General features: G+C 68.3%; 20 protein-coding genes. 12 read left to right on the plus strand and 8 right to left on the minus strand.

What is annotated here, in order from left to right:
- The first annotated feature begins 127 nt into the window (after positions 1-127).
- The 3 genes from ACPYN9_RS11350 to rbsK all read left to right on the plus strand — a co-directional run bounded on the left by ACPYN9_RS11350 (position 128) and on the right by rbsK (position 2,239).
- Entirely contained in the window at positions 128-685 is a 558-nt protein-coding gene (locus ACPYN9_RS11350; RefSeq protein WP_424466635.1) for a YceI family protein, read from the plus strand.
- Between the two features lie 217 nt (positions 686-902).
- Entirely contained in the window at positions 903-1,313 is a 411-nt protein-coding gene (locus ACPYN9_RS11355) for a DUF6157 family protein (RefSeq protein ID WP_424466636.1), read from the plus strand.
- Positions 1,310-2,239 carry a ribokinase gene (gene rbsK, locus ACPYN9_RS11360; protein ID WP_424466637.1) on the plus strand — a complete coding sequence of 310 codons (930 nt, stop codon included), beginning with the start codon at positions 1,310-1,312 and terminating at the stop codon, positions 2,237-2,239. The genes ACPYN9_RS11355 and rbsK overlap by 4 nt, the downstream gene beginning before the upstream one ends.
- Before the next feature lie 89 nt (positions 2,240-2,328).
- Here the strand turns inward: rbsK and ACPYN9_RS11365 are convergent, their stop codons facing one another.
- The 3 genes from ACPYN9_RS11365 to ACPYN9_RS11375 all read right to left on the minus strand — a co-directional run bounded on the left by ACPYN9_RS11365 (position 2,329) and on the right by ACPYN9_RS11375 (position 5,905).
- Entirely contained in the window at positions 2,329-3,567 is a 1,239-nt protein-coding gene (locus ACPYN9_RS11365; RefSeq protein ID WP_424466657.1) for a saccharopine dehydrogenase family protein, read from the minus strand.
- A gap of 127 nt (positions 3,568-3,694) precedes the next feature.
- Positions 3,695-5,218, minus strand: coding sequence for an APC family permease (locus ACPYN9_RS11370; protein WP_424466638.1), 1,524 nt, complete (start codon positions 5,216-5,218; stop codon positions 3,695-3,697).
- Between the two features lie 141 nt (positions 5,219-5,359).
- On the minus strand, positions 5,360-5,905 hold the full coding sequence (locus ACPYN9_RS11375) for a TetR/AcrR family transcriptional regulator (RefSeq protein WP_424466639.1): 546 nt from the start codon (positions 5,903-5,905) through the stop codon (positions 5,360-5,362).
- Between the two features lie 72 nt (positions 5,906-5,977).
- On the opposite strand from ACPYN9_RS11375, the gene ACPYN9_RS11380 reads away from it, so the two are divergent.
- A complete protein-coding gene (locus ACPYN9_RS11380) occupies positions 5,978-7,153 on the plus strand; it encodes an FAD-dependent oxidoreductase (RefSeq protein ID WP_424466640.1) in 1,176 nt (391 codons plus the stop codon).
- Positions 7,154-7,286: 133 nt separating this feature from the next.
- Here the strand turns inward: ACPYN9_RS11380 and ACPYN9_RS11385 are convergent, their stop codons facing one another.
- Entirely contained in the window at positions 7,287-8,144 is an 858-nt protein-coding gene (locus ACPYN9_RS11385; RefSeq protein ID WP_424466641.1) for an SDR family oxidoreductase, read from the minus strand.
- Between the two features lie 257 nt (positions 8,145-8,401).
- Between ACPYN9_RS11385 and fdhA the strand changes: the two genes are divergently transcribed.
- The 3 genes from fdhA to ACPYN9_RS11400 all read left to right on the plus strand — a co-directional run bounded on the left by fdhA (position 8,402) and on the right by ACPYN9_RS11400 (position 10,874).
- A complete protein-coding gene (fdhA, locus tag ACPYN9_RS11390; protein ID WP_424466642.1) occupies positions 8,402-9,616 on the plus strand; it encodes a formaldehyde dehydrogenase, glutathione-independent in 1,215 nt (404 codons plus the stop codon).
- Positions 9,617-9,801: 185 nt separating this feature from the next.
- Positions 9,802-10,623 carry an alpha/beta fold hydrolase gene (locus ACPYN9_RS11395; protein ID WP_424466643.1) on the plus strand — a complete coding sequence of 274 codons (822 nt, stop codon included), beginning with the start codon at positions 9,802-9,804 and terminating at the stop codon, positions 10,621-10,623.
- On the plus strand, positions 10,620-10,874 hold the full coding sequence (locus tag ACPYN9_RS11400) for a DUF3253 domain-containing protein (protein WP_424466644.1): 255 nt from the start codon (positions 10,620-10,622) through the stop codon (positions 10,872-10,874). The genes ACPYN9_RS11395 and ACPYN9_RS11400 overlap by 4 nt, the downstream gene beginning before the upstream one ends.
- A gap of 49 nt (positions 10,875-10,923) precedes the next feature.
- Here ACPYN9_RS11400 and ACPYN9_RS11405 read toward each other — a convergent pair whose 3' ends face one another.
- The 3 genes from ACPYN9_RS11405 to ACPYN9_RS11415 form a co-directional block, all read right to left on the minus strand.
- Positions 10,924-11,952 carry a hypothetical protein gene (locus tag ACPYN9_RS11405; RefSeq protein ID WP_424466645.1) on the minus strand — a complete coding sequence of 343 codons (1,029 nt, stop codon included), beginning with the start codon at positions 11,950-11,952 and terminating at the stop codon, positions 10,924-10,926.
- Positions 11,953-12,050: 98 nt separating this feature from the next.
- Positions 12,051-12,704: a hypothetical protein gene (locus tag ACPYN9_RS11410; RefSeq protein WP_424466646.1), complete on the minus strand. Its 654-nt coding sequence runs from the start codon at positions 12,702-12,704 to the stop codon at positions 12,051-12,053.
- Between the two features lie 251 nt (positions 12,705-12,955).
- Complete coding sequence (locus tag ACPYN9_RS11415; RefSeq protein WP_424466658.1) at positions 12,956-15,229, minus strand: FdhF/YdeP family oxidoreductase; 2,274 nt, start codon at positions 15,227-15,229, stop codon at positions 12,956-12,958.
- A 196-nt stretch (positions 15,230-15,425) separates the two neighbouring features.
- On the opposite strand from ACPYN9_RS11415, the gene ACPYN9_RS11420 reads away from it, so the two are divergent.
- The 5 genes from ACPYN9_RS11420 (at position 15,426) to ACPYN9_RS11440 (ending at position 21,327) form a co-directional block, all read left to right on the plus strand.
- Positions 15,426-16,322: a MerR family DNA-binding transcriptional regulator gene (locus tag ACPYN9_RS11420; protein ID WP_424466647.1), complete on the plus strand. Its 897-nt coding sequence runs from the start codon at positions 15,426-15,428 to the stop codon at positions 16,320-16,322.
- A gap of 40 nt (positions 16,323-16,362) precedes the next feature.
- A complete protein-coding gene (locus tag ACPYN9_RS11425) occupies positions 16,363-17,070 on the plus strand; it encodes a FadR/GntR family transcriptional regulator (RefSeq protein WP_424466648.1) in 708 nt (235 codons plus the stop codon).
- A 202-nt stretch (positions 17,071-17,272) separates the two neighbouring features.
- Positions 17,273-18,745 (plus strand): four-carbon acid sugar kinase family protein, encoded by a 1,473-nt coding sequence (locus ACPYN9_RS11430; protein ID WP_424466649.1) that lies wholly within the window; start codon positions 17,273-17,275, stop codon positions 18,743-18,745.
- 101 nt (positions 18,746-18,846) lie between these two features.
- Complete coding sequence (locus ACPYN9_RS11435; RefSeq protein ID WP_424466650.1) at positions 18,847-19,746, plus strand: NAD(P)-dependent oxidoreductase; 900 nt, start codon at positions 18,847-18,849, stop codon at positions 19,744-19,746.
- A gap of 84 nt (positions 19,747-19,830) precedes the next feature.
- A complete protein-coding gene (locus tag ACPYN9_RS11440; RefSeq protein WP_424466651.1) occupies positions 19,831-21,327 on the plus strand; it encodes a GntP family transporter in 1,497 nt (498 codons plus the stop codon).
- A gap of 146 nt (positions 21,328-21,473) precedes the next feature.
- Here the strand turns inward: ACPYN9_RS11440 and ACPYN9_RS11445 are convergent, their stop codons facing one another.
- Positions 21,474-21,956, minus strand: a complete 483-nt coding sequence (locus ACPYN9_RS11445; protein ID WP_424466652.1) for a hypothetical protein — start codon at positions 21,954-21,956, stop codon at positions 21,474-21,476.
- Between the last annotated feature and the right edge of the window lie 113 nt (positions 21,957-22,069).

The raw sequence follows: 22,069 nt of genomic DNA on the forward strand, positions 1-22,069 counted from the left end.
GAAGATTTCCCTCGGCGTCGGAATACCGTCGCATTTCTATGCGTTTGAATAACTTGTATCCGCAACAATGTGTTACGTTGTCCTGGACTTGACCCAGACAGCACGCCACGAGCCTTCAGGAGAAGACATGAGCATCAGCGCAGCAGACATCAACGGCTGGACCGCCGGCACCTGGAACATCGACCCGACGCACACGGAGGTCGGCTTTGTCGTCCGCCACCTCGCGATCAGCAAGGTCCGTGGCGGGTTCGAGAAGTTCTCCGGTGTCATCACCACGGGTGAGACGATCGAAGAGTCGACGGTCAACGCCGAGGTCGAGGTCGCATCGGTCAACACGAAGCAGCCCGCTCGCGACCAGCACCTCGCGACATCCGACTTCTTCCTCGCCGAGGAGTTCCCAACCTTCACGTTCGCCTCGTCGGCGACGCGTGTCGAGGGTGACTCGGTCAAGGTCGACGGCGAGCTCACGCTCCGCGGCGTCACCAAGCCGGTCACGTTCGACGTGGAGTTCGGTGGCATCACGACCGACGGCTACGGCCAGAAGAAGCTCGGCTTCGAGGCCACCACGAAGATCAACCGCAAGGACTTCGGCGTGAACTGGAACGCACCGACCGAGGCCGGTGGCCTCACGCTCGGCGACACCGTCACCATCAACCTCGACGTGCAGGCGACGCTCGCCCAGTAGTCACCCCACTTGGCCGCACCAGCGGTCACGGCGCGATTTCCCCCGATCGCGTCGCGCGTCACCCCCAGACGCGCACGCAAAGAAGGCCGGACCCCGCGTCCGGCCTTCTTTGCGTGCGCTGAATGTGCACCATGCAGTTGTCGCCGGGCTCGGCGCATCGGAGGCATGTTCTGCGATGTTTCGCCTCGGCGACCGCCAACGCCCGTATGCTCGGCGCATGGGAACGACGAACTACACCCGCACGTTCATCCAGGTCGCGGACGACTGCCCTGTTGATGAGGCCGAGGCCCCACCGGAGTCGGCGAAGGGGCCGACGATCGCGAGCCTGCAGCACAAGCTCCTCAGCGAGCATCCCTACGAGTTCACGTCGGACGACGTGCTCTTCGAGACCCACGTTGCGCGGAACGCGATCGCGGACGCCGACCGGGCCGATGCGAGGGTGGCATTCTTCGCGAAGAGCCAGGCGTGTTTGCGCGCGTCGCCGCTCGGCAAGCGCTGGGGCTGGGGGCTTCATCACGATGAGGAGGCCCGCGTGGCGCTTGTGCCGCTCGGCACCGACGAGTACGAGGAGAAGGCCGGCGACGAGTCGCTCAAGCAGCTCAAGGCGATGCGTTCGAAGCGGGCATGAGCTACGCGAAGCCACACGGCGTTCTGGTGGTCGGCAGCGTCTCGACCGACCTCACTGCGTTCTCGTCGCGCTCCCCTGAGCCCGGCGAGACGCTTCGGGGTGAGGGCTTCAGCCTGGCGCTCGGCGGCAAGGGCGCGAATCAGGCGGTCGCGGCCGCTCGGGCCGGTGCCCCCACGTCGTTCCTCGCCTGCGTCGGCGACGACGTCTTCGGCGACATGGTTGTGCGTGAACTCGCCGCGGCCGGCGTCGGGGTCGACGGGGTGCGAACGGTCGCGGGCGAGACCGGTATCGCGCACATCCGCGTGGACGAGGAGGGGGAGAACTCCATCGTCATCGTGCCCGGCGCCAACGATGCGCTCGATGAGGCCACGACGGTGCAGCGCATCCGAGCTTCCGCCGATACCTGCTCCGTGCTGCTCACCCAGCTCGAGACGCCGCCGCGGCTGACCGCGAGCATCCTGCGTGCGGCACGGGATGCGCGGCTCACGACGGTCCTCGACCCGGCGCCGGCCGCTTCCCTCGACGAGGAGGTGTGGGGCCTGGTCGACTTCGTCACCCCGAACGAGACGGAGGCGCGGATGATCACGGGCATCGAGGTCGACTCGGAGGCGAGCGCCGCCAGCGCGGGTCGTTGGTTCCTCGACCGCGGCGTCGGGGCCGTGCTCATCACACGCGGCGGGTCGGGGACCACGCTGGTGACGCGCGAACACCTGGAGACGTTCCCCGTCTTCGAGGTCGAGCCGGTCGACACGACCGCGGCCGGAGACGCCTTCGCGGGTGCCCTCGGGGCGGCGCTTGCCGCCGGACGCTCCCTCGAGGGCGCGGTGCGCTTCGGCTCGGCGTCCGGGGCTCTCGCCGTTTCGAAGCGCGGCGCTTCTCCGAGCATCCCGACCGCCGCCGAGATCCAGCAGCTCCTCGACCACTGACCAACTGCAGTGCAATATCGGGGCCAGCAGCGCCGAAACGGAGCTTTCGGGCCACTATTGCACTGCAGTTGGTCAGGAGGGCTCGCGGACTACTTCGCGAGCTCCGCGCTGCGGTCCTGCACATGCCACGGCGAGCCGTAGCCGGCGGGCTCCGCCGAGCCGAGCAGCTCGAGGAACGGCTTCGCATCGAAGGCCTCGGGCGCGAGCACGCCGGCACCGGACCACACGCCCGTGGCGAGCAGCTCGAGGGCGATGACCGGGTTGATGGCGGTCTGCCAGACGACGGCCTGCGAGTTGTCCTTCGCCATCGTCTCCTCGTTGTCGGCCACGTGGTACAGGTACACCTGCTTGGGCGCGCCGTTCTTGCCCTTGCCGGTGACGAGCACGCCCGCGCACGTCTTGCCGCGCATCCGGTCGCCGAGCTTGGCTGGGTCGGGGAGCACTGCGGCGACGACGTCGCGAGGCGACACCTGCTGGCCCTTGACCGACACGGGCTCGGTGCTGTCGAGGCCGAGCATGTGGAGCGTCTTGAGGACGTCGATGAACTCCTGGCCGAGCCCGTACTTGAAGGTGACGCGCTTCGCGCCTGTCCAACGCGGCATGAGGAGCACCTCCTCGTGCTCGACGTTGACGCACTCCACGGGGCCGATGCCCTCGGGGAAGTCGAAGACCTCGGCCTCGCTGAAGGGCGGCGTGGTGAACCAGCCGCGCTCGCGCTCGTAAATGACGGGCGGGTTGAGGCATTCCTCGATGGTGGTCCAGATCGAGAACGAGGGCGCGAAGTCGTAGCCCTCGACGGTGAGGTTGGCGCCGTCGCGGACGCCGAGCTCGTCGATCTCAGAGAAGAGCTCGTCTTCGGCGTAGCGAGCGAACACGTCGGACAGGCCGGGCTCGACGCCGATCCCGCAGAGGGCGAGCACGCCGCGCTCCTTGAGGGCCGCGTCGTGTTCGAACTGCTCGTCGCCGAGCTTCACGCCGGTCTGCTCGTGTGGATGCTCGGGGTGCGGCTTCGAGAGGCTCATGGCCATGTCGAGGTACGTGGCGCCGGCTGCGGTGACCCCCGTGAAGATGGGCATGACGAAGCGGGGGTCGACGGCGTTGAGGACATGGGTGACGCCGTTGTCGCGGACGAGCGCCTCGACGGCTGCGGGGTCTGACGCATCCACTTGGGCGGCGCGGAAGCGGTCGTCGCCGAGCTCGGCGACGAGGTCTTCGGGGCGAGCGGGGTCGTAGTCAGCGATGAGGCAGGATTCGAAGAAGCTGCGTCGCTTCGCGATGCGGGCTGCAGCTGCGCCGACGCCTCCAGCACCGATGATGAGGATGTGCACGAAAGGCCTTTCGTTGATGACGTGCGGGTGGGTGGATGCCCAGCCCACGGGGTAAACCGTGCGGTTGGTAGGTGGAGTGGGCCGAGCCCGCCTGGCCCCGCGGAAGGCGGGGCGAGCGGGCGGCCCGTCAGTCCTCGGGGGCGAGGATGGCGGAGTGGCGGTTGATAGTGCGCTTCTGGAAGTAGTCCTTCGAGCCGGGCATCGCGGCCCAGACGAACATGAGGATGAAGCCGATCACGAACGAGCCGATGCCAATGACGAACGCGCTGCCGACGCCGAAGAACGTTGTGTAGCCGTACTCGGGGTCGGCCATGTCGACGGCCGACTGGATGAACGCCCACACCATGAAGATGCCGCCGAGGAGCGGGAAGAGGAAACGGTACGTGAAGTTGCGTGCTGAGCTGAACAGACTCGAGCGGAAGTACCAGATGCAGGCGAAGCTCGCGATGCCGTAGAAGAAGGCGATGGCGAGGCCGATCGAGAGGATCGAGTCCTGCAGCACACTGTTCGAGACGAAGCTCATGCCCACGTAGTAGACGATCGCGACGATGCCCATGAGGAGCGTCGAGAAGGTCGGCGTCTTCGACTTTTCGCTCACGACGGCGAAGCGCGCGGGCAGGGCCTTGTAGACGCCCATCGCGAAGGTGCCGCGGGCGGTGGGGAGGATCGTGGTCTGCGAGGACGACAGCGACGAGACGGCGACGGCGAGCACGAGGAACCAGCCCCAGGGTCCCATGGCGAGTGCGGCGAGGCCGGAGAAGACGTCGTCTGCCGACTCCTCGTTGGCGAGGCCGGTGCCGGTGTCGCCGAGGCCGCCGTACATCATGGCGACGATGGTGACGCCGAGGTAGGTGATGAGGAGGAGTACGGTCGAGAGCACCGCGGCGCGGCCGGGCGTGCGCTTGGGGTCCTTGGTTTCTTCGGTCAGCGCGAGGCAGGTGTCCCAGCCCCAGTAGATGAAGAGGGCGAGGATGATGGCCTGCACCATTCCCGTGCCGTCGGCGAGGAACGGGTTGAACCAGTCGATGCTGACGGGCGTCGGGTCTGGCGCGGTGCCGTTGAAGTAGCCGACGAGGCAGCCGATCACGAAGGCGGCCATCGCGGCGTACTGGATGGCGAGCAGGACGACCTGCATCCGCTCGCCGATCTCAATGCCGCGCATGGAGATCCACGTCATGACCGCGATGATGATGGCACCGAAGAGCGTCACCACGACGCGGTTCTCGGCGAGCGAGCCGTCGCCGATGAGCAGCAGGATGTACACGGAGGCGATCTCGGCGAGGTTCGCCATGACGAGGATGCCGGCGACGGCCAGCGCCCAGCCGGACATCCACCCGGTGCGGGGGCCGAAGGCCTTGGCGGCCCAGGTGAACACGGTGCCGCAGTCGTTGAGCTCGTTGTTGAGCTCGCGGTAGGCGTAGGCGGTGAACATCATCGGGATGAACGCGAGGATGAACGCGATCGGGGCCTGCGCGCCGACGGCGATGACGACGTACCCGAGGGTCGCGGCCAGCGAGAACAGCGGGGCGGTCGAGGCGAGTCCGATGACGGTCGATCCCCAGATGCCGAGTCGTGCTGGAGCAAGCCCCTTGCCGGTCGGTGTTTGGGTGGCGAGGGCCTCGGTAATGGGGCCAGGTTGTGCGTTACTCATCATTGTCTCCCGCATCAAGGGCCTGCCGCGTTCGCGGAGTGAGCACGAACTTACCATTTGGTCGGTGATGCGCCGAGTGTTTTCTCGCATCCCGTCGTAACGGTTGTGTTTCCTGCGGTGCGGGCGTGTGCGGTGCGGGAGTTACTGCGCGCGGAGCTGCTCGATGGCGCTCATGATCTCGGCGGTCGTCTCGGCGTTGATGAACTTCTCTGCGCCGGCCGACACGCTCAGCAGGGCGTTGTGGTTCATGCCGTCGCCGACGAACAGCACGAGCCGCGCGACGGCGGGGTCGCCGATGGCGCGCACGAGTGCGTCGAACCAGCCTTCGCGGCACTGGCGGAGCACATCGAGCGCATCCTTGTCGCCGGTCTGGGCGAGGCGGTAGACCGCCTCGACGAGCCGCTCGAGGAGGCTGTCGCGGTCTTGCGAGGAGACGATGTAGTAGGAGACGGCGTTGTCGAGGTCGGCGAGCATGTTGTCGGCGTCGACTCGCGCCTGCGCCTGCAGCTCGTCGAGGAGCGCTTCGCCGAGGGCCTGCTTCGAGGAGAAGTGGTGCAGGACGCCCGCTTTCGAGAGCTTGCAGGTCGTGCCCACGGCTTCGAGCGTCGTCCCACGCACGCCAGAATCGACGAGGAGGTTCATGTACGCGGTGAGAATCTTCTCCCGCTGACCGGAGACGGTGAGCATTCCGCAATGGTACCCAGGAACGGGGCTGTTCGATCACGAAAACGGCAGGCAGTCTGCAGGTAGCGTGGGGCCATGACTGACGTCGACGTGCTCATCATCGGTGGCGGCGCGATGGGGCTTTCGACCGCGTGGCAACTCGCGCGGCGCGGGAGGCGCGTGCGCCTCCTTGAGCAGTTCCAGCCCGGCCACCACATGGGCGCATCCCACGGGGCGACGCGCAACTTCAACACGTCGTACACGCAACCCGACCTGGTGGCGATGCTGCACGAGTCCCGGGCCCTGTGGAACGAACTCGAGCTCGATTCCGGCCGTCAGATCCTCGACCTCGTCGGTCTCGTGAACCACGGGCCGGGCGCCGCCAGCCCCGAGGTGCACTCGGCGATCTCAGCGGGCGGCGAGGCGGCCGAGCTGCTCTCGACGAAGGACGCGAGCGAGCGGTGGCCGGGCATCCGCTTCGACACCGAGGTGCTGCATCTCCCGCGGGCCGGGCGCGTGCGTGCGGCGGATGCGCTCACGAGCATGGCGGAGCTGGCCGCGGCGAGCGGTGCGGAGCTGAGCTGGGGCATGCGGGCGGTGCGCGTCGTCGACGAGGGTGAGCGGGTTGTGGTCGAGGCGCACTCCTGGGGCGAGGAGCCGGAGCACCGTGGGCACGGCCGCGAGACGATCACGGCGAAGGTCGTCGTGTCTGCCGTCAACGCGTGGACGCGCAGGCTGCTCGGCGAGGCCGTCGAGCTCCCGCGCCTGCGCGTGACGCAGGAGGCGCCCGTCCACTTCCGCGAGTTCAACGGGTACATCGACTGGCCGAGCTTCAACCACCTGCCCGCGCTCGGTCGCCCCGGCTACGAGGGGTGGCTGTCGCCGGTGTACGGGATGCTCACGCCAGGTGAGGGCATCAAGGCTGGGTGGCACGGTGTCGGCCCGGTCGTCGATCCCGATTCGCGCGACTTCCTCCCAGTGCGAGCCCAGCTCGACGCCATCCTGCAGTACGCGCGCGACTGGCTGCCGGGCGTTGATGCGGACAGCGCCGAGCCGATCAGCTGCACGTACACGACCACCGACGACGCCAGGTTCGTGATCGACCGAGTCGGCCGGATCGTCGTCCTCGCTGGCTTCGCGGGGGAGGGATTCAAATTTGTGCCCTCGATTGGAAGGCTCGGCGCCGACCTTGCCGAGACCGGGCCGGGCGCGGCACCCGAGCTGTTTTCGCTTAGTCGTCCGAGATCACTCGCGGCCGAGCCGCTGCGGTAGCGGGCGAGTAGGCCAGCCTGCCGGCCTGGTCATCTCGGGCTGGAACAGTCGCTTCGTGCTGGAAGCCCTTCCAGCACGAAGCGAGTTTCCCATCCTGCAACCGAAGTGGGCCGAACTTGAGCTGCCGTGGCGCCTACGCGGTGAGAGTGCGCAGCGTCTCGGCGAGCGGGGTTGTCGGGCGGCCGGAGACTCGGGACAGGTCGCCGGTGGTCAGCGCGAGCGCTCCGTCTCGGATGTTCGCGTCGAGGCCGGTGATGAAGCCGATCGTTCCCTCGTCGACGCCGTTGGAGGTGAGGGCTGCTGCGTGCTCTTCCGGGGTCAGGGCCCGGTACTCGACGTCGCGTCCGATCGCTTCGGCGAGCGTCGCGGCGAACTCGTCGAAGTCCCACGCGGTGTCGCCGGAGAACTCGTACACCTTGCCTTCGTGCCCGTCTTCGAGTGCGATGGCGGCGAGGCCCTCTGCGTAATCGGCGCGGGATGCGCTCGCGACCTTGCCTGAGCCCGCGCTGTTGACGATGACGCCCGAGGTCTCGCCCTGCGCGATGTCGGCGACGTAGTTCTCGGTGTACCAGCCGTTGCGGGCGATTGTTGCCGGGAGTCCGGAGTCGCGGATGAGCGATTCGGTCGCGACGTGCTCCGGGGCCAGGATGAGGGCGTCGGGGTCGCCGCCGAGCACGCTCGTGTAGATGATGCGGGATGCGCCGGCGGCCTTGGCCGCGGTGATGACGGTCTCGTGCTGGGCGACGCGGGTTCCGACCTCGCTGCCTGAGATGAGCACGACGGTGTCGCCCGCGGCGATGGCGGCTTCGGCGGTCTCTGGCTTCGAGTAGTCGATGGTCGCGGTGCGGACGCCCTTCGCGGCGAGCTGCTCGAGGCGTTCTGGGTTGCGGCCGCCGGCCACGATCTCAGAGGGCTGCGCGCCTCGTGCGATCAGGGCGTCGACGACGAGGGTTCCGAGCTGACCGGTTGCGCCGGTGATGACGAGTGCCATGCTGTGCTGTCCTTCCGAGAGTGGATGCTTGCAGGTACAACAACCGGGGGTGCGCTGCTCCTATTCCGTCGCGTTCGCGGCGCGCGGCCCAGGGCGTCCCCCGGGCCTGATCCTGTGCATCCACTGGCCATGTGCTCCGAATCCTGGCGGCCGGGAGGGGTGGCCCATAGCCTCGAAACACTGCGTAACAGAGATGTCGCAGGGCTGCGCCACCGTGCGCACCGCAAGCACCACCCGCTCAACTCAAAGGAGAGATCATGGCGAGTAACAGAGCCGTCGCGTACAAGGGCCCGAACGAGGTCGAGGTCATCGACATCCCGTATCCGGAGTTCGAGCTCAAAGACGGGCCGGGCGTCAACCCGGCCAATGTGGGCAGGCAGGTGCGGCATGGCGCGATCCTGCGGACCGTCACCACCAACATCTGCGGGTCCGACCAGCACATGGTGCGTGGACGCACTACGGCACCCGTCGACCTCGTCCTCGGACACGAGATCACTGGTGAGGTCGTCGAGGTGGGTCCTGACGTCGAGTTCATCAAGGTCGGCGACATCGTGTCGGTGCCGTTCAACATCGCCTGCGGTCGCTGCCGCAACTGCAAGTCGGGGAAGACGGGCATCTGTCTGAACGTGAACCCGGACCGCCCCGGAAGTGCCTACGGGTACGTCGACATGGGCGGCTGGGTCGGCGGGCAGGCCGAGTACGTGCTTGTGCCGTATGCCGACTGGAACCTCCTGAAGTTCCCTGACCGTGACCAGGCGCTCGAGAAGATCCTCGACCTCACCATGCTCTCCGACATCTTCCCCACGGGCTTCCACGGTGCGTACACGGCGGGCGTCGGCCCCGGTTCGACGGTCTACATCGCCGGTGCCGGGCCGGTTGGCCTCGCGGCGGCCGTCAGTGCGCAGTTGCTCGGGGCGGCCTGCGTCATCGTCGGCGACCTCAACGAGGACCGCCTCGCCCAGGCGCGGTCGTTCGGGTGCGAGACGGTCGATGTCTCGAAGGGTGGCCCGGGCGAGCAGATCGAGCAGATCCTCGGGGTCCCCGAAGTCGAGTGCGGTGTGGATGCGGTGGGCTTCGAGGCGCGCGGGCACGGGGCTGATGCCGGGCACGAGGCGCCGGCGACCGTCCTCAACTCGCTCATGACGGTGACAGAAGCGGGCGGGGCGCTCGGTATTCCCGGTCTGTATGTGACGGGTGACCCGGGCGGCGTCGATGAGGCCGCGAAGGTCGGGTCGCTGTCGATCCGGCTCGGTCTGGGTTGGGCGAAGTCGCTGTCGTTCACGACCGGCCAGTGCCCGGTGATGAAGTACAACCGGCAGCTGATGCAGGCGATCCTCTTCGACAAGGTCAAGATCGCCGATGCGGTGCAGGCGACCCCGATCACCCTCGACGAGGCTCCGAAGGGGTACGCCGACTTCGACGCGGGCGCGCCGAAGAAGTACGTGCTGAACCCGAACGGGTACGTGAAGTAGCGCTGCGCGGGGGACAATAGACCGCGACAGAGCGTGGACGGCGTCGGGCCTCGCGTTGCAGGGATGGACTGTAACGCGAGGCCCGACGTATGCGCGGGACCGTTTTGTCGGTCGCCGGGTGCAGACTGTCCTCGTACTCGGATGCGGGCGACGGTGCTCGTGTTCGTCGGCGAGGGGAGTTGGACATGGTCGAAGCGGAGCAGGGAAACTTTGGCGGGGTGCGCGTCGATCGCGAGGTCGCGGTCTCCGCGGACGGGACGCGCATCGCGTACGAGGTTCGCGGGGCAGGGCCGCTGGTGGTCATTGTCAATGGCGCGTTCAGCACGGCTCGCGACGTGACAGAGTTCTCGATGGCGCTCGTGAAGGCTGGCTTCGCGGCCGTGGCCTATGATCGCCGCGCTCGCGGGGAGAGCGGCGACACGAAGCCGTCGGCGCCAGAACGCGAGGCCGACGACCTGGCCGCAGTCATCAGCGCCGTCGGCGGCGAGGTCAGCATCATCGGGCACTCGTCCGGGGCCGTGCTCGCGCTGTTCGCCGCATCCCTCGGCGTGCAGGCGCGTCATCTGTTCCTGTCAGAGCCGCCGTTTCGCTTTGGGCAGCACGAGCCTGCAGCAGATCTCGCCGAGCGCCTGCAGCGGCTGGTCGACGATGGCGACGGGGCGACGGCGGTCTCGACGTTCCAGCTCGAGGGGGTGGGTCTCGACCCCTCTCTCGTCGAGCAGATCCGGCAGAGCACGATTTTCCCGGGGCTCGTGCGCCTCGCGCAGTCCACGGTCTACGACGCGCAGCTCGTGCGACAGGTGTCGACGCCGACCGAGGCGATGGTCGGCGTCGAGGTGCCGGTGACGATCGTCGTCGGCGGCGACACGTTCCCGTTCCTCGAGAGCGCGGCGAAGCGGCTGGCCGAGGCGCTCCCGGGGGCCGAGTTGGTGCAGGTCGCCGAGTCGGTCGGGCACCGCGTGCATCCGGAGGCCACGGCGAGGGTGCTCGCGGAACGGCTGCTGTGAGCGGGAACGATGGGGCGCTCGAGCGGGTGATGCTCGAGCTGCTTTCCAAGCGTGCCGACGGTGCCACGATTTGCCCGTCGGAGGCGGCGCGTGCCGTCGGCGGCGAGCAGTGGCGCGATGAGATGGATGCGGCGCGGGCGGCCGCGCTGCGCCTCGTCTCGTCCGGGGCGGTCGACATCACGCAGGGTGGCGAGGTTGTCGACGGCGAGACGGCGACGGGGCCGATCCGCATCCGCCTGCGCCGCCGCTAAGCGACGACGTCGACGGTCAGAGGGCGGGCTGGCCAGCGACCCCTGAGGGTCAGGTCCAGCGGTACACGTAGTTCTGGACGAGGAACTCCCCGTCTTCGGCACCCGGGATGAAGAACAGGGTCGGTGCGAACCAGAGCTTCGCATCGCTCGGCAGCTCACCCTCCGCCACTCGCGCGCAGGCGTACGTCGCGCCGCCGCTGTGCTGGAACTGGAGGCTGAGGTTCTCCGGAAGGCCGGGGTCGTCCGCACCGACGCAGATGAGTCGTCCGCCCACCGACTTCGACAACACGGGCAAGCCGTATTCATCGGTCTGGAGATACTCGCTGATGGTCGCATCAACGCTCAGTTCCTCGAAGGACGCCCAGTCGCCAGAGTCCGCGGCCGCGTAGGCCGCTGCCGCCGTGGAGCGCACATCCGCGATGTCCGGCATGGTGATCTGCGCCGTGTCGCCGTCGAAGGTGAGTCGCTCCCGCGAGTCGAGGGTGCCGCAGCAGCTGGCCTCGCCGTAGCGGTGGCTTGTCCAGGAGAACTGGACGGAGTTGTCGGGCATCCACGCCAGTTCGTAGAAGTTGTCGTTGGGTCCGTCTGTGTAGTCGGCGGCATCGAAGGAGGCGATGAGGTTGACGTCGGTGTCGTAGACGACGAGCAGGTTCGGCCAGACGACGCCGCCCTGGTCGCATTCGAGGACGGCCACGGCAGCGGGTCCGCCAGCTTCGGGGCTTGGCGCGAATGCCGCGAAGCTCAGCGGATCGACCTCTGTTGCCGGGTCTGCGGCGATGCGAGATGCGGTGAGCTGCACGATGCCCGAGGCGCGGTCGATGCCGGGCAGGGTCCCATCGACGAGATTGCCGGCCGGGTGGCCACAGGCTTCGGGCGCGGGAGCCGTCAGCAGGTCGTCAAGTGCAAGCGGCTGCGGTGGCTCGGGCGTCGGTGTGCTTGTGCTCGGGGCTACTGTGGTCGACGACTGGGGTGCATCAGCGGCTGGCGCCACCGCGGTTTCCGAGCAGCCGACGAGTAGCAGCCCAGCCAGTGCCATGATCGTGACCCCCGAATGTGCTCTCCGCCAGCGCGTCATCATGCCCCCCAGGCTCGAAACTGCGGCAAGGCTAACACGTGCTGGACCGGTCCTCTTCTTGGTCTGGTGAGCCGGCATGGCCGTTGCTGCAGGTGCGCGGTTCAGTCCCAGTAGGTGATCGTGCGGGAGACGATCATGTTCTCGCCGGCAGGGTCAGCGGAGATGAAGAGCGTCGGAAACGCCCAGAACCTCGCGTCGAGCGGTTCCACGTCGACGCGAGTGCACGCGTAGGTGTCATCGATCACGGTGAAAGCGTCGCTCAGGGTCTGCTGGATGCGGTCATCGTCACGATGGACACACGTGACCGGCGAGCCGGCGTACTGCGTGAGGGCGTCCCGGATGTCACTGTTGTTCTGGATCCTTGCCACGAGCTCGGGGTCTCCAGACCGGTCGCCGACGGTCGCCCAGTCGCCTGCATCCACCGCCGTGAAGAACGATTCCGCGGCGCTCGTCGCGCCGCCGATGGAGCCGTCTGGGTCGAACACGTCGGCGTCGGAACCCGAGGGACTGTCGGTGCCTGAGTCGGTGGGCTCGGTGGCGTCGGTTGCGTCGGGCTCGGTGTCGGCGGCGTCCGCCCCCTCCGTCGCGTTGGGTGGAGCCGTCTCGGTGATGACGACCGTCTCCGTCGCGTCGGGTGTGCCAGCTGGGGCGGCCGGTGCCTGGCACGCGGTCAGGGCCAGCGCGCCGCAGGCGACCGCGAGCGCGAGAAACGCCCTGAGTGAAGTGTTCGAGTTGAGTGTCTGTCGAAGCGACATGATCTTCCTCCTTCACGTGCGCGCACCCGAATTTCGGATGCTCGCAATCAGGGGGCGGAGGAGGAGCTCGTGTGTCGGGCGCTCCTCCGCCCGATCTTTCGCACGCTAAGCAATGACCGTGCGGTCTCCTTGGAAACCCGGTCACGGACCGGTCCCATTCAACTTGCAGGACCCTGGGGATGTGAATGCCAGATCTCTCGCAGAGGCACTAGGGTGCGCTGGTTCGGAGCGACTTCGGAGGTTGCTCGGGTCTACGCGTCGAGCTTCTCCAGGCGCACGACGATCGACTTCGACGTCGGGGTGTTACTCACGTCGGCCGTCGAGTCCAGCGGAACGAGCACGTTCGTCTCCGGATAGTACGCGGCGACGCAGCCGCGCGGCGTGGAGTAGTACACAACGCGGTGGCGTTCGCTGCGGCGCTCCTCCACCGTCCCGTCACGTCCAGGCCACTCCGACACGATGTCGACATGGTCCCCGTCTGCGAGGCCGCGGTCGCGCGCATCCGCTTCGCTCACAAACACCACGCGCCTGGCGCTCTTCACGCCCCGGTACCGGTCGTCCTTGCCGTAGATGGTGGTGTTGAACTGGTCGTGGGAGCGGAGGGTCTGCAGCAGCAGGCGCCCTTCGGGAACCCGCGGGTACTCGAGCGCGTTGACCGTGAATTTCGCGGTGCCGCCGACGCTCGAGAAGTCACGTCCGTCGCGCGGCCCGTTGGGGAGGACGAACCCGCCAGGCTCGTCGATCTTCGCCTCGAAGTCGGCGAAGCCCGGAATGACACGGGAGATGGATGCGCGCACGTTCGCGTAGTCGGCGCGCAGCTCGGCCCAGTTCACCTGCGGCACGTTGGGCCGCGACCGGGTGAGCACGCGCTCGGCGAGCATCGTCACGATGGCGACCTCGCTGAGCAGCTCGTCGCTTGCCGGTTCGAGGCGGCCCTGGGAGGCGTGCACGGCGCTCATGGAGTCTTCGACCGTCACTCGCTGGGTGCCGCTGGCCTGCCGGTCACGTTCGGTGCGGCCGAGGGTGGGGAGGATGAGCGCCCGGCGTCCGGTCGCGACGTGCGAGCGGTTCAGCTTCGTCGACACCTGGACCGTCAACGCGAGCGACGCCATGGCCGCCTCGGTGACGGCCGTGTCGGGGGTTGCTCTCGAGAAGTTGCCGCCCATCGCCATGAACACACGCGCCTTGCCGTCGCGCATGGCGCGGATCGCCTCGACCGTGTCGTAGCCGTGCTTCCGGGGTGACGCGAACGAGAACTCGGCGTCGAGCTTGTCGTGGAACGCCTCCGGCATTCTCTCGAAGATGCCCATGGTGCGGTCGCCCTGCACGTTCGAGTGGCCGCGCACCGGGCAGACCCCGGCCCCTGGCTTACCGACGTTGCCCTGCAGGAGCAGGAGGTTGACGCAGTCGCGCAGGGTCGGCACGGAATGCTTGTGCTGCGTGAGGCCCATGGCCCAGCAGACGATCGTCGACTTCGAGGCGAGCAGTAGTTCGCCGGCCTCGCGAATCTCGGCCTCGGTCAGGCCTGTTGCCGTTTCGACCTCCGCCCAGTCGAGCCGCCGGAGCGACTCGAGGTACGCATCCACCCCGCTCGTCTTGGCGGCGATAAACGCAGCGTCGAACACGGTGCCGGGGTTCGCCTCCTCGGCGTCGAGCAGGATGCGCCCGAGGGCCTGGAAGAGCGCCTGGTCGCCGCCGAGCTTGATCTGCAGGAACAGGTCGTTCAGTGCCGTGCCGCCGAGCACCATGCCGCGGACCGTCTGCGGGTTCTCGTAGCGCATGAGGGCTGCCTCGGGCAGCGGGTTCACGGCGATGATCTTGCCGCCGTTGATCTTGGCCTTCTCCAGTGCCGTGAGCATACGCGGGTGGTTGGTGCCCGGGTTCTGCCCGGCGATGATGATGAGGTCGGCCTCGTGGATGTCGTCGAGGCTCACGGAGCCCTTCCCGATGCCGAGCGTCTCGCCGAGGGCGGAGCCGCTCGACTCGTGGCACATGTTGGAGCAGTCGGGGAGGTTGTTGGTGCCGAGGCCGCGCACGAACAGCTGGTACACGAACGCCGCCTCGTTGGAGGTTCGGCCCGACGTGTAGAAGATCGCCTCGTCGGGGCTCGACATCTGCGCGAGCTCGTCGGCGATGAGGTCGAAGGCCTCGTCCCAGCTGACGGCGCGGTAGTGCGTGCCGCCCTCGTCGAGGAGCATGGGATGCGTGAGGCGGCCCTGCTGGCCCAGCGAGTAGTCGTCCCACGTGCGCAGCTCTTCGATGGAGTGCTCCGCGAAGAAACTCGGCGGGACGCGTCGCTTCGTGGCCTCCTCGGCGACGGCCTTCGCGCCGTTCTCGCAGAACTCCGCGGGGCTGCGGTGCTTGCCCTCCGGCCACGCGCATCCGGGGCAGTCGAAGCCGTCCTTCTGGTTGATGCGCAGCAGGGTGCGCGCCGTACGGGTCGGGCCCATCTGCGCGGTCGTTACTTTGAGCGAGTTGAGCACGGCGGGAATGCCGACGGCCGTGATCTTCGGCTCTGAGAACATGGCTGCGGTCTCGTCGATGTTCTCCACGATGCGCGTCACGCCGTCGACCGGCTTGCGGTGCTGCTCTGGATGCTTCGGTTCGGGCATCGTTGCTCCTCCCGGGAATCTGGTCAGTCTACGCGCGGGGTCTCTGATAATGGCGCACGGCGTGCACCGCGCTTGACTCTCCGGCTAGGGGAGGCGTCAGGCTTGAGGCATGCTCAGCATCGGTGAATTTGCGAACCTGACCGGCCTCAGTGTGAAGGCGTTGCATCACTACGACGAGACGCGCGTGCTGCTGCCCGCCTCGGTGGATGCGACGACCGGCTACCGCAGGTACGCCGAGTCGCAGGTGCGCGACGGTGCGCTCCTGCAGGCACTGCGCGGTGCCGGGGTTCCGCTGCTCGAGGCCGCCGGGGTGCTGCGCGGAGGTGACCCGGTCGAAGCGCTCTCGCGGCACCGGACCCGGGTGGGCGCGCAGCGCGTCGCCGAAGACGCGGCGATCGAGGCAGCGGATGCGGTGCTCGCGGCCTTCGCGCGGCCGACGGCAGTCGAGGAGCGGCGTCGCCCGCGCACGCCGTTCGTCGCGCGCATCCTGCCGTTGCCGGTGGACGCTGGCGGGGGCTCCGGGGCCGACGGCGCCGCGGGCAGCGACGAGCCGACGCTGACCGACGATGACGCGAATCGCGCGTTCGCGGAGCTCTACGAGCGCAGCGTCGAGGTGGGGCTCGAACCGGGACCGGGATTCTGGTCGTCGTTCCGTGAGGCGCCGGACAGCACCGCGAAGGCCCCGCGGCTGCAGATGCTGCTCTGCTGGCCTGTCGCGCGCATCCCCAGCCCTGACGGTGGCGGTCGGGACGACGCGTGGGCACGCGACGGGCTTCTCGTCGGGGAGCTGCCCGAGCGCACCGAGCTCGTCGCATCCTGGCACGCGGACGGGGCATCCCTGCCGGAAGGATCCGTGCATCCGGCAGTCGTGGCGCTGTTCGACGCGCTCGCGGAGCGTGGCATCCGGCTCGCGACGCCCGAGGTTCGTCAGCATGTTCTCGGCGAAGATGCTGACGACTTCGTCGTGGAGGTCGCCATCACCCTGCCCGCAGAGCGCGGTCGCTGAAGGTGGGGCCGACTACCATTGCGAGTTCGGGGAGGTCACCATGGCGAGAGCGTCGCTTGTTCAGTCGGTCAGCGACCGGCTCCTCGACGACATCATCTCGGGGGAGCTGCCCCAGGGTGCGCCGCTGCCGCGCGAGATCGACCTCGCCGAACGCCTCGGCGTGAACCGCCTGACGCTGCGGGAGGCGCTTAAGACGCTGCAGGCCCAAGGCGTCGTGCAGCCGGTGCCCGGCACGCGCGGCCGCGTGCTTCCCATGGAGGACTGGACCGGCATCGAGCCGCTGCTGCGCGCCGCGACCTCGACGGGCGGCAAAGCGCAGGCGTCTGTCCAGCTCGTTCAGCTTCGGCGGATGATCGAGACGGGCGCGTGCGAGCTTGCCGCCCCCCTGCGCACTGAGGACGACCTCGAGCGGCTCGAGGCGTACCTCGACGAGATGCGCGCCGCATCCGCCGCCGACGACGTACACACGTTCGTGACCGCCGACATCGCGTTCCATGACGTGGTTCTACGGGCGAGCGGCAACCCGTTCCTGCGCGTGCTGCTCGAACCGCTGGGGAAGTTCATGTACGAGCGCCGCTACGAGACGTCGGCGGTGCCGCAAGTACAGGCGAACGCGATCCGCGAGCACGCGGGCATCCTCGACGCGCTTCGCTCGGCAGACCCGGCCGCCGCCCGTGCGGCAATGGAATCGCACATGCAGCAGACGGCGCAGGACCTGCAGCGGTACGTGCTCGGCCCGCGCGCCTGAGCGCGATCCGCATCCGCTGCCCTCACGCGGTTTGGGTTCGCTCGGCGTTCGTTCGGGCCGCATTCGCGCGGGCTGCAGTTCTGTCTTTGCCGTCGTTTCAGCGGCCGATCGATCGACCCGCGCCGGGATATCAGATATCTCCTTGACATCGCTTCTTGTTGGCCGCAAGATATCTGATATCCGATTACAAGGGAGTTCTCTGATGGATGAAACCCGACTGCCCGAGCAGTACCCCGCCCCAGTGCGCGTCGACGCCGCGGAGGTCGCCGACCGGGTCCGCGAGTCCGGGGTGACGCTCATCGTGCTCGACGACGACCCCACGGGAACCCAATCGGTCGCCGACCTCCCCGTGCTCACCCGCTGGGAACAAGACGACCTCGTCTGGGCGCTCGAGCAGGGCCGCGACGCCGTCTACGTGCTCACCAACACGCGCAGCCTCGACGCCGCGTCGGCCGCGGCCCGCAATCGGGAGATCGTGACGGCGGCCCTCGCCGCAGCCGAGCGCCTCGAGCGACGGGTCGCGTTCGTGAGCCGCGGCGACAGCACGCTCCGCGGCCACTACCCGCTCGAGACCGACGCCATCTCGGCGACGCTCGCCGAACTCGGCGGGCCGGTCCCAGACGGCGTGCTCATCGTTCCGGCGTTCCCCGACGCTGGCAGGGTCACCATTGGGGGCATCCACTACTACCGTCAGAACGGCGAGCTCGTGCCCGTCGCCGAGACCGAGTTCGCGAACGACGCGACCTTCGGCTTCCGCAGCTCAGCGCTCACGGAATGGGTCGAGGAGAAGACGAACGGCCGCTGGGCGGCCGATGACGTGACGGTGCTGTCCCTCGACATCATCCGACGAGGGCCGGAGGCGGTCGCAGCGGTGCTGCAGGATGCGCGCGGCGGCCAGCCGATCGTCGTCGACGTGGTCATCGAAGACGACATCCGCATCGTCGCCCTCGGGCTCGAGCTCGCGGAGGCGGACGGCAAGCAGTTCCTCTACCGGGTCGGCCCGCCGTTTGTGCGCGCCCGCATCGGGCAAGAGATCGCGGCCCCACTCGAGCCTGCGCAGCTGGCCCGGGAGGAAGCCGCGGCGGCAGGTGGCCTCATCGTGGTCGGCTCGCACGTCGACCTCACGACCCGGCAGCTGGCCGCCCTCCGCGCGGAGCACCCAGCGCTCCCCACGGTTGAGCTCTCCGTCTCCGCGATCATCGACGCCGAGCGGCGCGCCGAGCACCTCCGCGAGGTCAAGGCGCTCGTCGTCGACGCGCTCGCCGTCGGCGACGTCATCCTCCACACGAGCCGCGAGCTCGTGAAGACCGACGACGCGGATGCTTCGCTCGCGATCTCCAGAGACGTGTCGGCCGCCGTCTGCGACGTCGTGGCGCATGCGCTCCGCGAGACACCGCCGAGCTTTGTCATCGCCAAGGGCGGCATCACCTCGAGTGACGTCGCCACAAACGGCCTCGAGATCCGTCACGCCATCGTCCGCGGCCCCATGCTCCCCGGCATCGTGTCCCTCTGGCAGGCGGTCGGAGGACCGGCCGACGGCATCCCCTACGTCGTGTTCGCCGGCAACGTCGGCGACGAGGACTCGCTGGCGCGCGTCGTCGACAAGTTCCATGCCAGCTCGCGGGCGGCGAGCGAGTCGCAGCCGCGTGCATCCGCGGCTTCCGCATCCAACTGAGCTTCCGCATCCGCCGCAGCTTCCGCATCCACACCGGCTTCCGCACCCAACTGACCAGCAACAGCGCTGAGATAACAACCAGTACCGAGAAACGAGCAACCATGACCTCCTCCACCTACTCCGTCGCCGTCCTCGGGCTCGGCGCCATGGGCCTGCCGATGGCGACTCGCCTCAGCAGCGAGCTGACCGTCAACGGCTTCGACATCGCACAGCCGCGCCTCGACCTCGCCGAAGCGGCGGGCATCGTGCCGCACGCCTCGGCCGCAAGCGCCGTCAAGGGTGTCGACGCCGTGCTCCTCGCGGTCCGCAACGGCGAACAACTCCACGAAGTGCTCTTCGGCGCACACGGCATCGCCGAGGTGCTCGACGAGGGCGCCGTCGTGATCCTCACGAGCACCGTCGGCACCGACGGCATCGCCGAGGTCGTGGCCCGCCTCGAAGCACACGCGGTCGAGCTGGTGGATGCGCCCCTGTCGGGCGGCCCCGTCCGTGCCGGCCAGGGAGACCTGCTGATCGTGGTCGGCGCAACGCCCGCCGCGCGCGAGAAGGCACAGCCCGTGCTCGCGCTCCTCGCCTCCACGCTCACGGTCGTCGGCGACCGCCCCGGCGACGGGCAGGCGCTGAAGACCGTCAACCAGCTGCTGTGCGGAGTGCACATCGCCGCCGCTGCCGAGGCGCTTGCCCTCGCCGAGCGCCTCGGGCTCGACCCCGCGAAGACCCTCGACACGCTCGGGGCGGGCGCCGCGGGCTCCTTCATGCTCGCGAACCGTGGCCCGCGCATCCTCGAGGCGTACAACGACGACGGCGCTGAGGTGCTCAGCCGCCTCGACATCTTCGTGAAGGACATGGGCATCGTCGGCAAGGCCAGCCGTGCCGTCGGGCTGCCGACCCCGGTCGCCGCCGCCGCCGAGCAGCTGTACCTGCTCGGTCAGGCGCAGGGGCTCGGTGCCGCCGACGACTCCGCCGTCATCCTTGCCGTCGCACCGAAGTCCAACGACTGACGCAACGACTCACCGTCCCGAGTCCGCCGCTCTCGCTTCAACCGCGCCACGTCGGCGCCTACGCTCTCGTCCAAGGAGACGACCTTGTCCACATTCCTGCTGCTCGCGATCGCCGCCGGAGGCATCGGCCTCCTGCTGCTCCTGATCATCAAACTGAAGGTGCACGCCTTCCTGGCGCTGCTCATCGTCAGCGTCCTCGTCGGACTGGCGACGGGGCTGCCACTCGTCACCGTTCCCGAGACCGACCTCGAGCCGGCGCGAGTCGGCATCATCGAGTCGATCATCGCCGGCATGGGCGGCGTGCTCGGCTCGGTCGCGATCCTCGTCGCCCTCGGCGCGATGCTCGGCAAGATCATCGAGATCTCCGGCGGCGCGTCGAGCCTCGCGGGCCGCTTCACGAAGCTGCTCGGGCCGAAGCGCGTCGCCGGCGCCCTCACAGCGGCTGCCCTCGTGCTCGCGATCCCGGTCTTCTTCGACGTCGGGTTCATCATCCTCGTGCCGATCATCTACGGCTTCTGCAAGGCGGCGGGAGTCAACCCGGTCAAGTTCGGTCTGCCGGTTGGCGGCATCATGCTGGCCGTGCACGTCGCGATGCCGCCGCATCCCGGCATCGTGGGCGGCGCGGGCATCCTCGGCGCCGACCTGGGCTGGGTCACCATGATCGGCCTCCCCGTCTGCCTCGTGCTCGCGGTCGTCTCCCACTTCTTCTCGAAGTGGCTCAACCGCAAAGAGTTCACGATGTTGCCGGCCACGGCGAAGTCGTTCGCCGAGTTCGGAACGGAGAAGGCGGATGCGGTCGTCGCCCACGCCGGATCTGGTGACGCCGGTGAAGCGGCAGGCTCTGGCGCGTCTGGCGCGTCTGGTGCATCGGGCGCCGCCACGAAGACGCGCACGGTCGCCCCGCCGAGCGCCGGCATGGTCATGACGCTCATCGTCACCCCGCTCATCATGATCGCGCTGGGCACGGTCGGCGCGACGCTGCTCCCCGCCGGCGACCCCATCCGCAACGTGCTCGCCTTCATCGGCGCGCCGCTGTTCGCACTGCTTGTGACGGTGCTGCTCGCGAGCTTCTTCCTCGGCATCCGTCGCGGCTGGAACGCCACACAACTCGGCGAGGTCGTCGAGTCGGCACTGCCGCCGGTCGCGGTCGTCATCCTCGTCACCGGTGGTGGCGGCGCGTTCGCCCGGGTGCTCACCGAGAGCGGCATCGGGGCGGCGCTCAGCGAGACGCTCCTCGCCACGGGCATGCCGCTGATGCTCATGGCCTTCCTGATCTCGCTCGCGCTGCGTGCCGCGCAGGGCTCCGCGACCGTCGCGATCCTCACGACGGCGGGTCTGCTCAGCGCGTCGATTCTCGGCGGCGGCTACTCGACCATCCAGGTCGCGCTGCTGGCCCTCGCGATCGCCTTCGGCGCGCTCGGCCTCTCGCACGTCAACGACTCCGGCTTCTGGGTCGTCACCCGCTACCTGGGGCTCGGCGTCGCGGACGGGCTCCGCACCTGGACGGTGCTCACCACCGTGCTCGGCCTCGTCGGCTTCGTGCTCTGCTACGTCGTGTGGCTGGTCGTGGGGGTCGCGTAACGCGGGGCATCCGGGATGCGCCTCGCATCCACCACCATCGCTGCCAGACACTTGGCCCCCATGCAGGGTGCCTGAAGGGCCACTTGTCTGGCAGCGAACTTCGTTCGCGGCGTCTCCGGGCAGTCGTCCCTCGACTGGCAGCAGGCCTACGGTGCCGAGGAGAAGATCAGCACACCGTCCGCGACGCATTCGGGCGGTACGTCTTCGGCGTCCTCGGGATCGAGGCTGATGTGGCCACCACCACCCGTCAGCGTCTCGCCGATCGAGACCTCACCAAGACCGGGGACGTTGATCGACTGGCCGTCGTCCGAGAGTGTTGTGCCGTAGGGGAACTTGACCGGGGTGGGTTCGGTATCGCGAGTGACTTCTTCACGTAACTCCGCTGGCATCGCCTCGATCTGTTCGGGCGAAAACGGGTGGCCGAGCGTGAAGCATCCGGTGTCCATCACTTCGAGTCGTCCCTCTATGCCCATGAGCATATGCATCCCGGGTTCCTGGGCGGGCGTCCAGAGCACGTGACCTCCGGCGCGCTGCGTGATGTCGCCGGGCCCGGCTGCGCAGCTGACGAACAGCAGTGTCAACGCGGCTACCGAGATGATGGCGACTGACGGCCGCGCGGTGTTCTGCATTCGATGCTCCGACTGTTCCGTCGACGTGCCCCTAGGTGTATTGACCTGGGACGTTGTGAACGCTTGATGGTTTGAGGGAAACGAAAACCTCCGTGAGGATGTGGGTTACCACA

Source organism: Pseudoclavibacter helvolus, from assembly GCF_049707175.1.
Taxonomy (GTDB): domain Bacteria; phylum Actinomycetota; class Actinomycetes; order Actinomycetales; family Microbacteriaceae; genus Pseudoclavibacter; species Pseudoclavibacter helvolus_A.

Coding starts and splice junctions, on each gene's coding strand:
- ACPYN9_RS11350 (WP_424466635.1), top strand. CDS start 128: ATGAGCATCAGCGCAGCAGACATCAACGGCTGGACCGCCGGCACCTGG.
- ACPYN9_RS11355 (WP_424466636.1), top strand. CDS start 903: ATGGGAACGACGAACTACACCCGCACGTTCATCCAGGTCGCGGACGAC.
- rbsK (WP_424466637.1), top strand. CDS start 1,310: ATGAGCTACGCGAAGCCACACGGCGTTCTGGTGGTCGGCAGCGTCTCG.
- ACPYN9_RS11370 (WP_424466638.1), bottom strand. CDS start 5,218: ATGAGTAACGCACAACCTGGCCCCATTACCGAGGCCCTCGCCACCCAA.
- ACPYN9_RS11375 (WP_424466639.1), bottom strand. CDS start 5,905: ATGCTCACCGTCTCCGGTCAGCGGGAGAAGATTCTCACCGCGTACATG.
- ACPYN9_RS11380 (WP_424466640.1), top strand. CDS start 5,978: ATGACTGACGTCGACGTGCTCATCATCGGTGGCGGCGCGATGGGGCTT.
- ACPYN9_RS11385 (WP_424466641.1), bottom strand. CDS start 8,144: ATGGCACTCGTCATCACCGGCGCAACCGGTCAGCTCGGAACCCTCGTC.
- fdhA (WP_424466642.1), top strand. CDS start 8,402: ATGGCGAGTAACAGAGCCGTCGCGTACAAGGGCCCGAACGAGGTCGAG.
- ACPYN9_RS11395 (WP_424466643.1), top strand. CDS start 9,802: ATGGTCGAAGCGGAGCAGGGAAACTTTGGCGGGGTGCGCGTCGATCGC.
- ACPYN9_RS11405 (WP_424466645.1), bottom strand. CDS start 11,952: ATGATGACGCGCTGGCGGAGAGCACATTCGGGGGTCACGATCATGGCA.
- ACPYN9_RS11410 (WP_424466646.1), bottom strand. CDS start 12,704: ATGTCGCTTCGACAGACACTCAACTCGAACACTTCACTCAGGGCGTTT.
- ACPYN9_RS11415 (WP_424466658.1), bottom strand. CDS start 15,229: ATGTTCTCAGAGCCGAAGATCACGGCCGTCGGCATTCCCGCCGTGCTC.
- ACPYN9_RS11420 (WP_424466647.1), top strand. CDS start 15,426: ATGCTCAGCATCGGTGAATTTGCGAACCTGACCGGCCTCAGTGTGAAG.
- ACPYN9_RS11425 (WP_424466648.1), top strand. CDS start 16,363: ATGGCGAGAGCGTCGCTTGTTCAGTCGGTCAGCGACCGGCTCCTCGAC.
- ACPYN9_RS11430 (WP_424466649.1), top strand. CDS start 17,273: ATGGATGAAACCCGACTGCCCGAGCAGTACCCCGCCCCAGTGCGCGTC.
- ACPYN9_RS11435 (WP_424466650.1), top strand. CDS start 18,847: ATGACCTCCTCCACCTACTCCGTCGCCGTCCTCGGGCTCGGCGCCATG.
- ACPYN9_RS11445 (WP_424466652.1), bottom strand. CDS start 21,956: ATGCAGAACACCGCGCGGCCGTCAGTCGCCATCATCTCGGTAGCCGCG.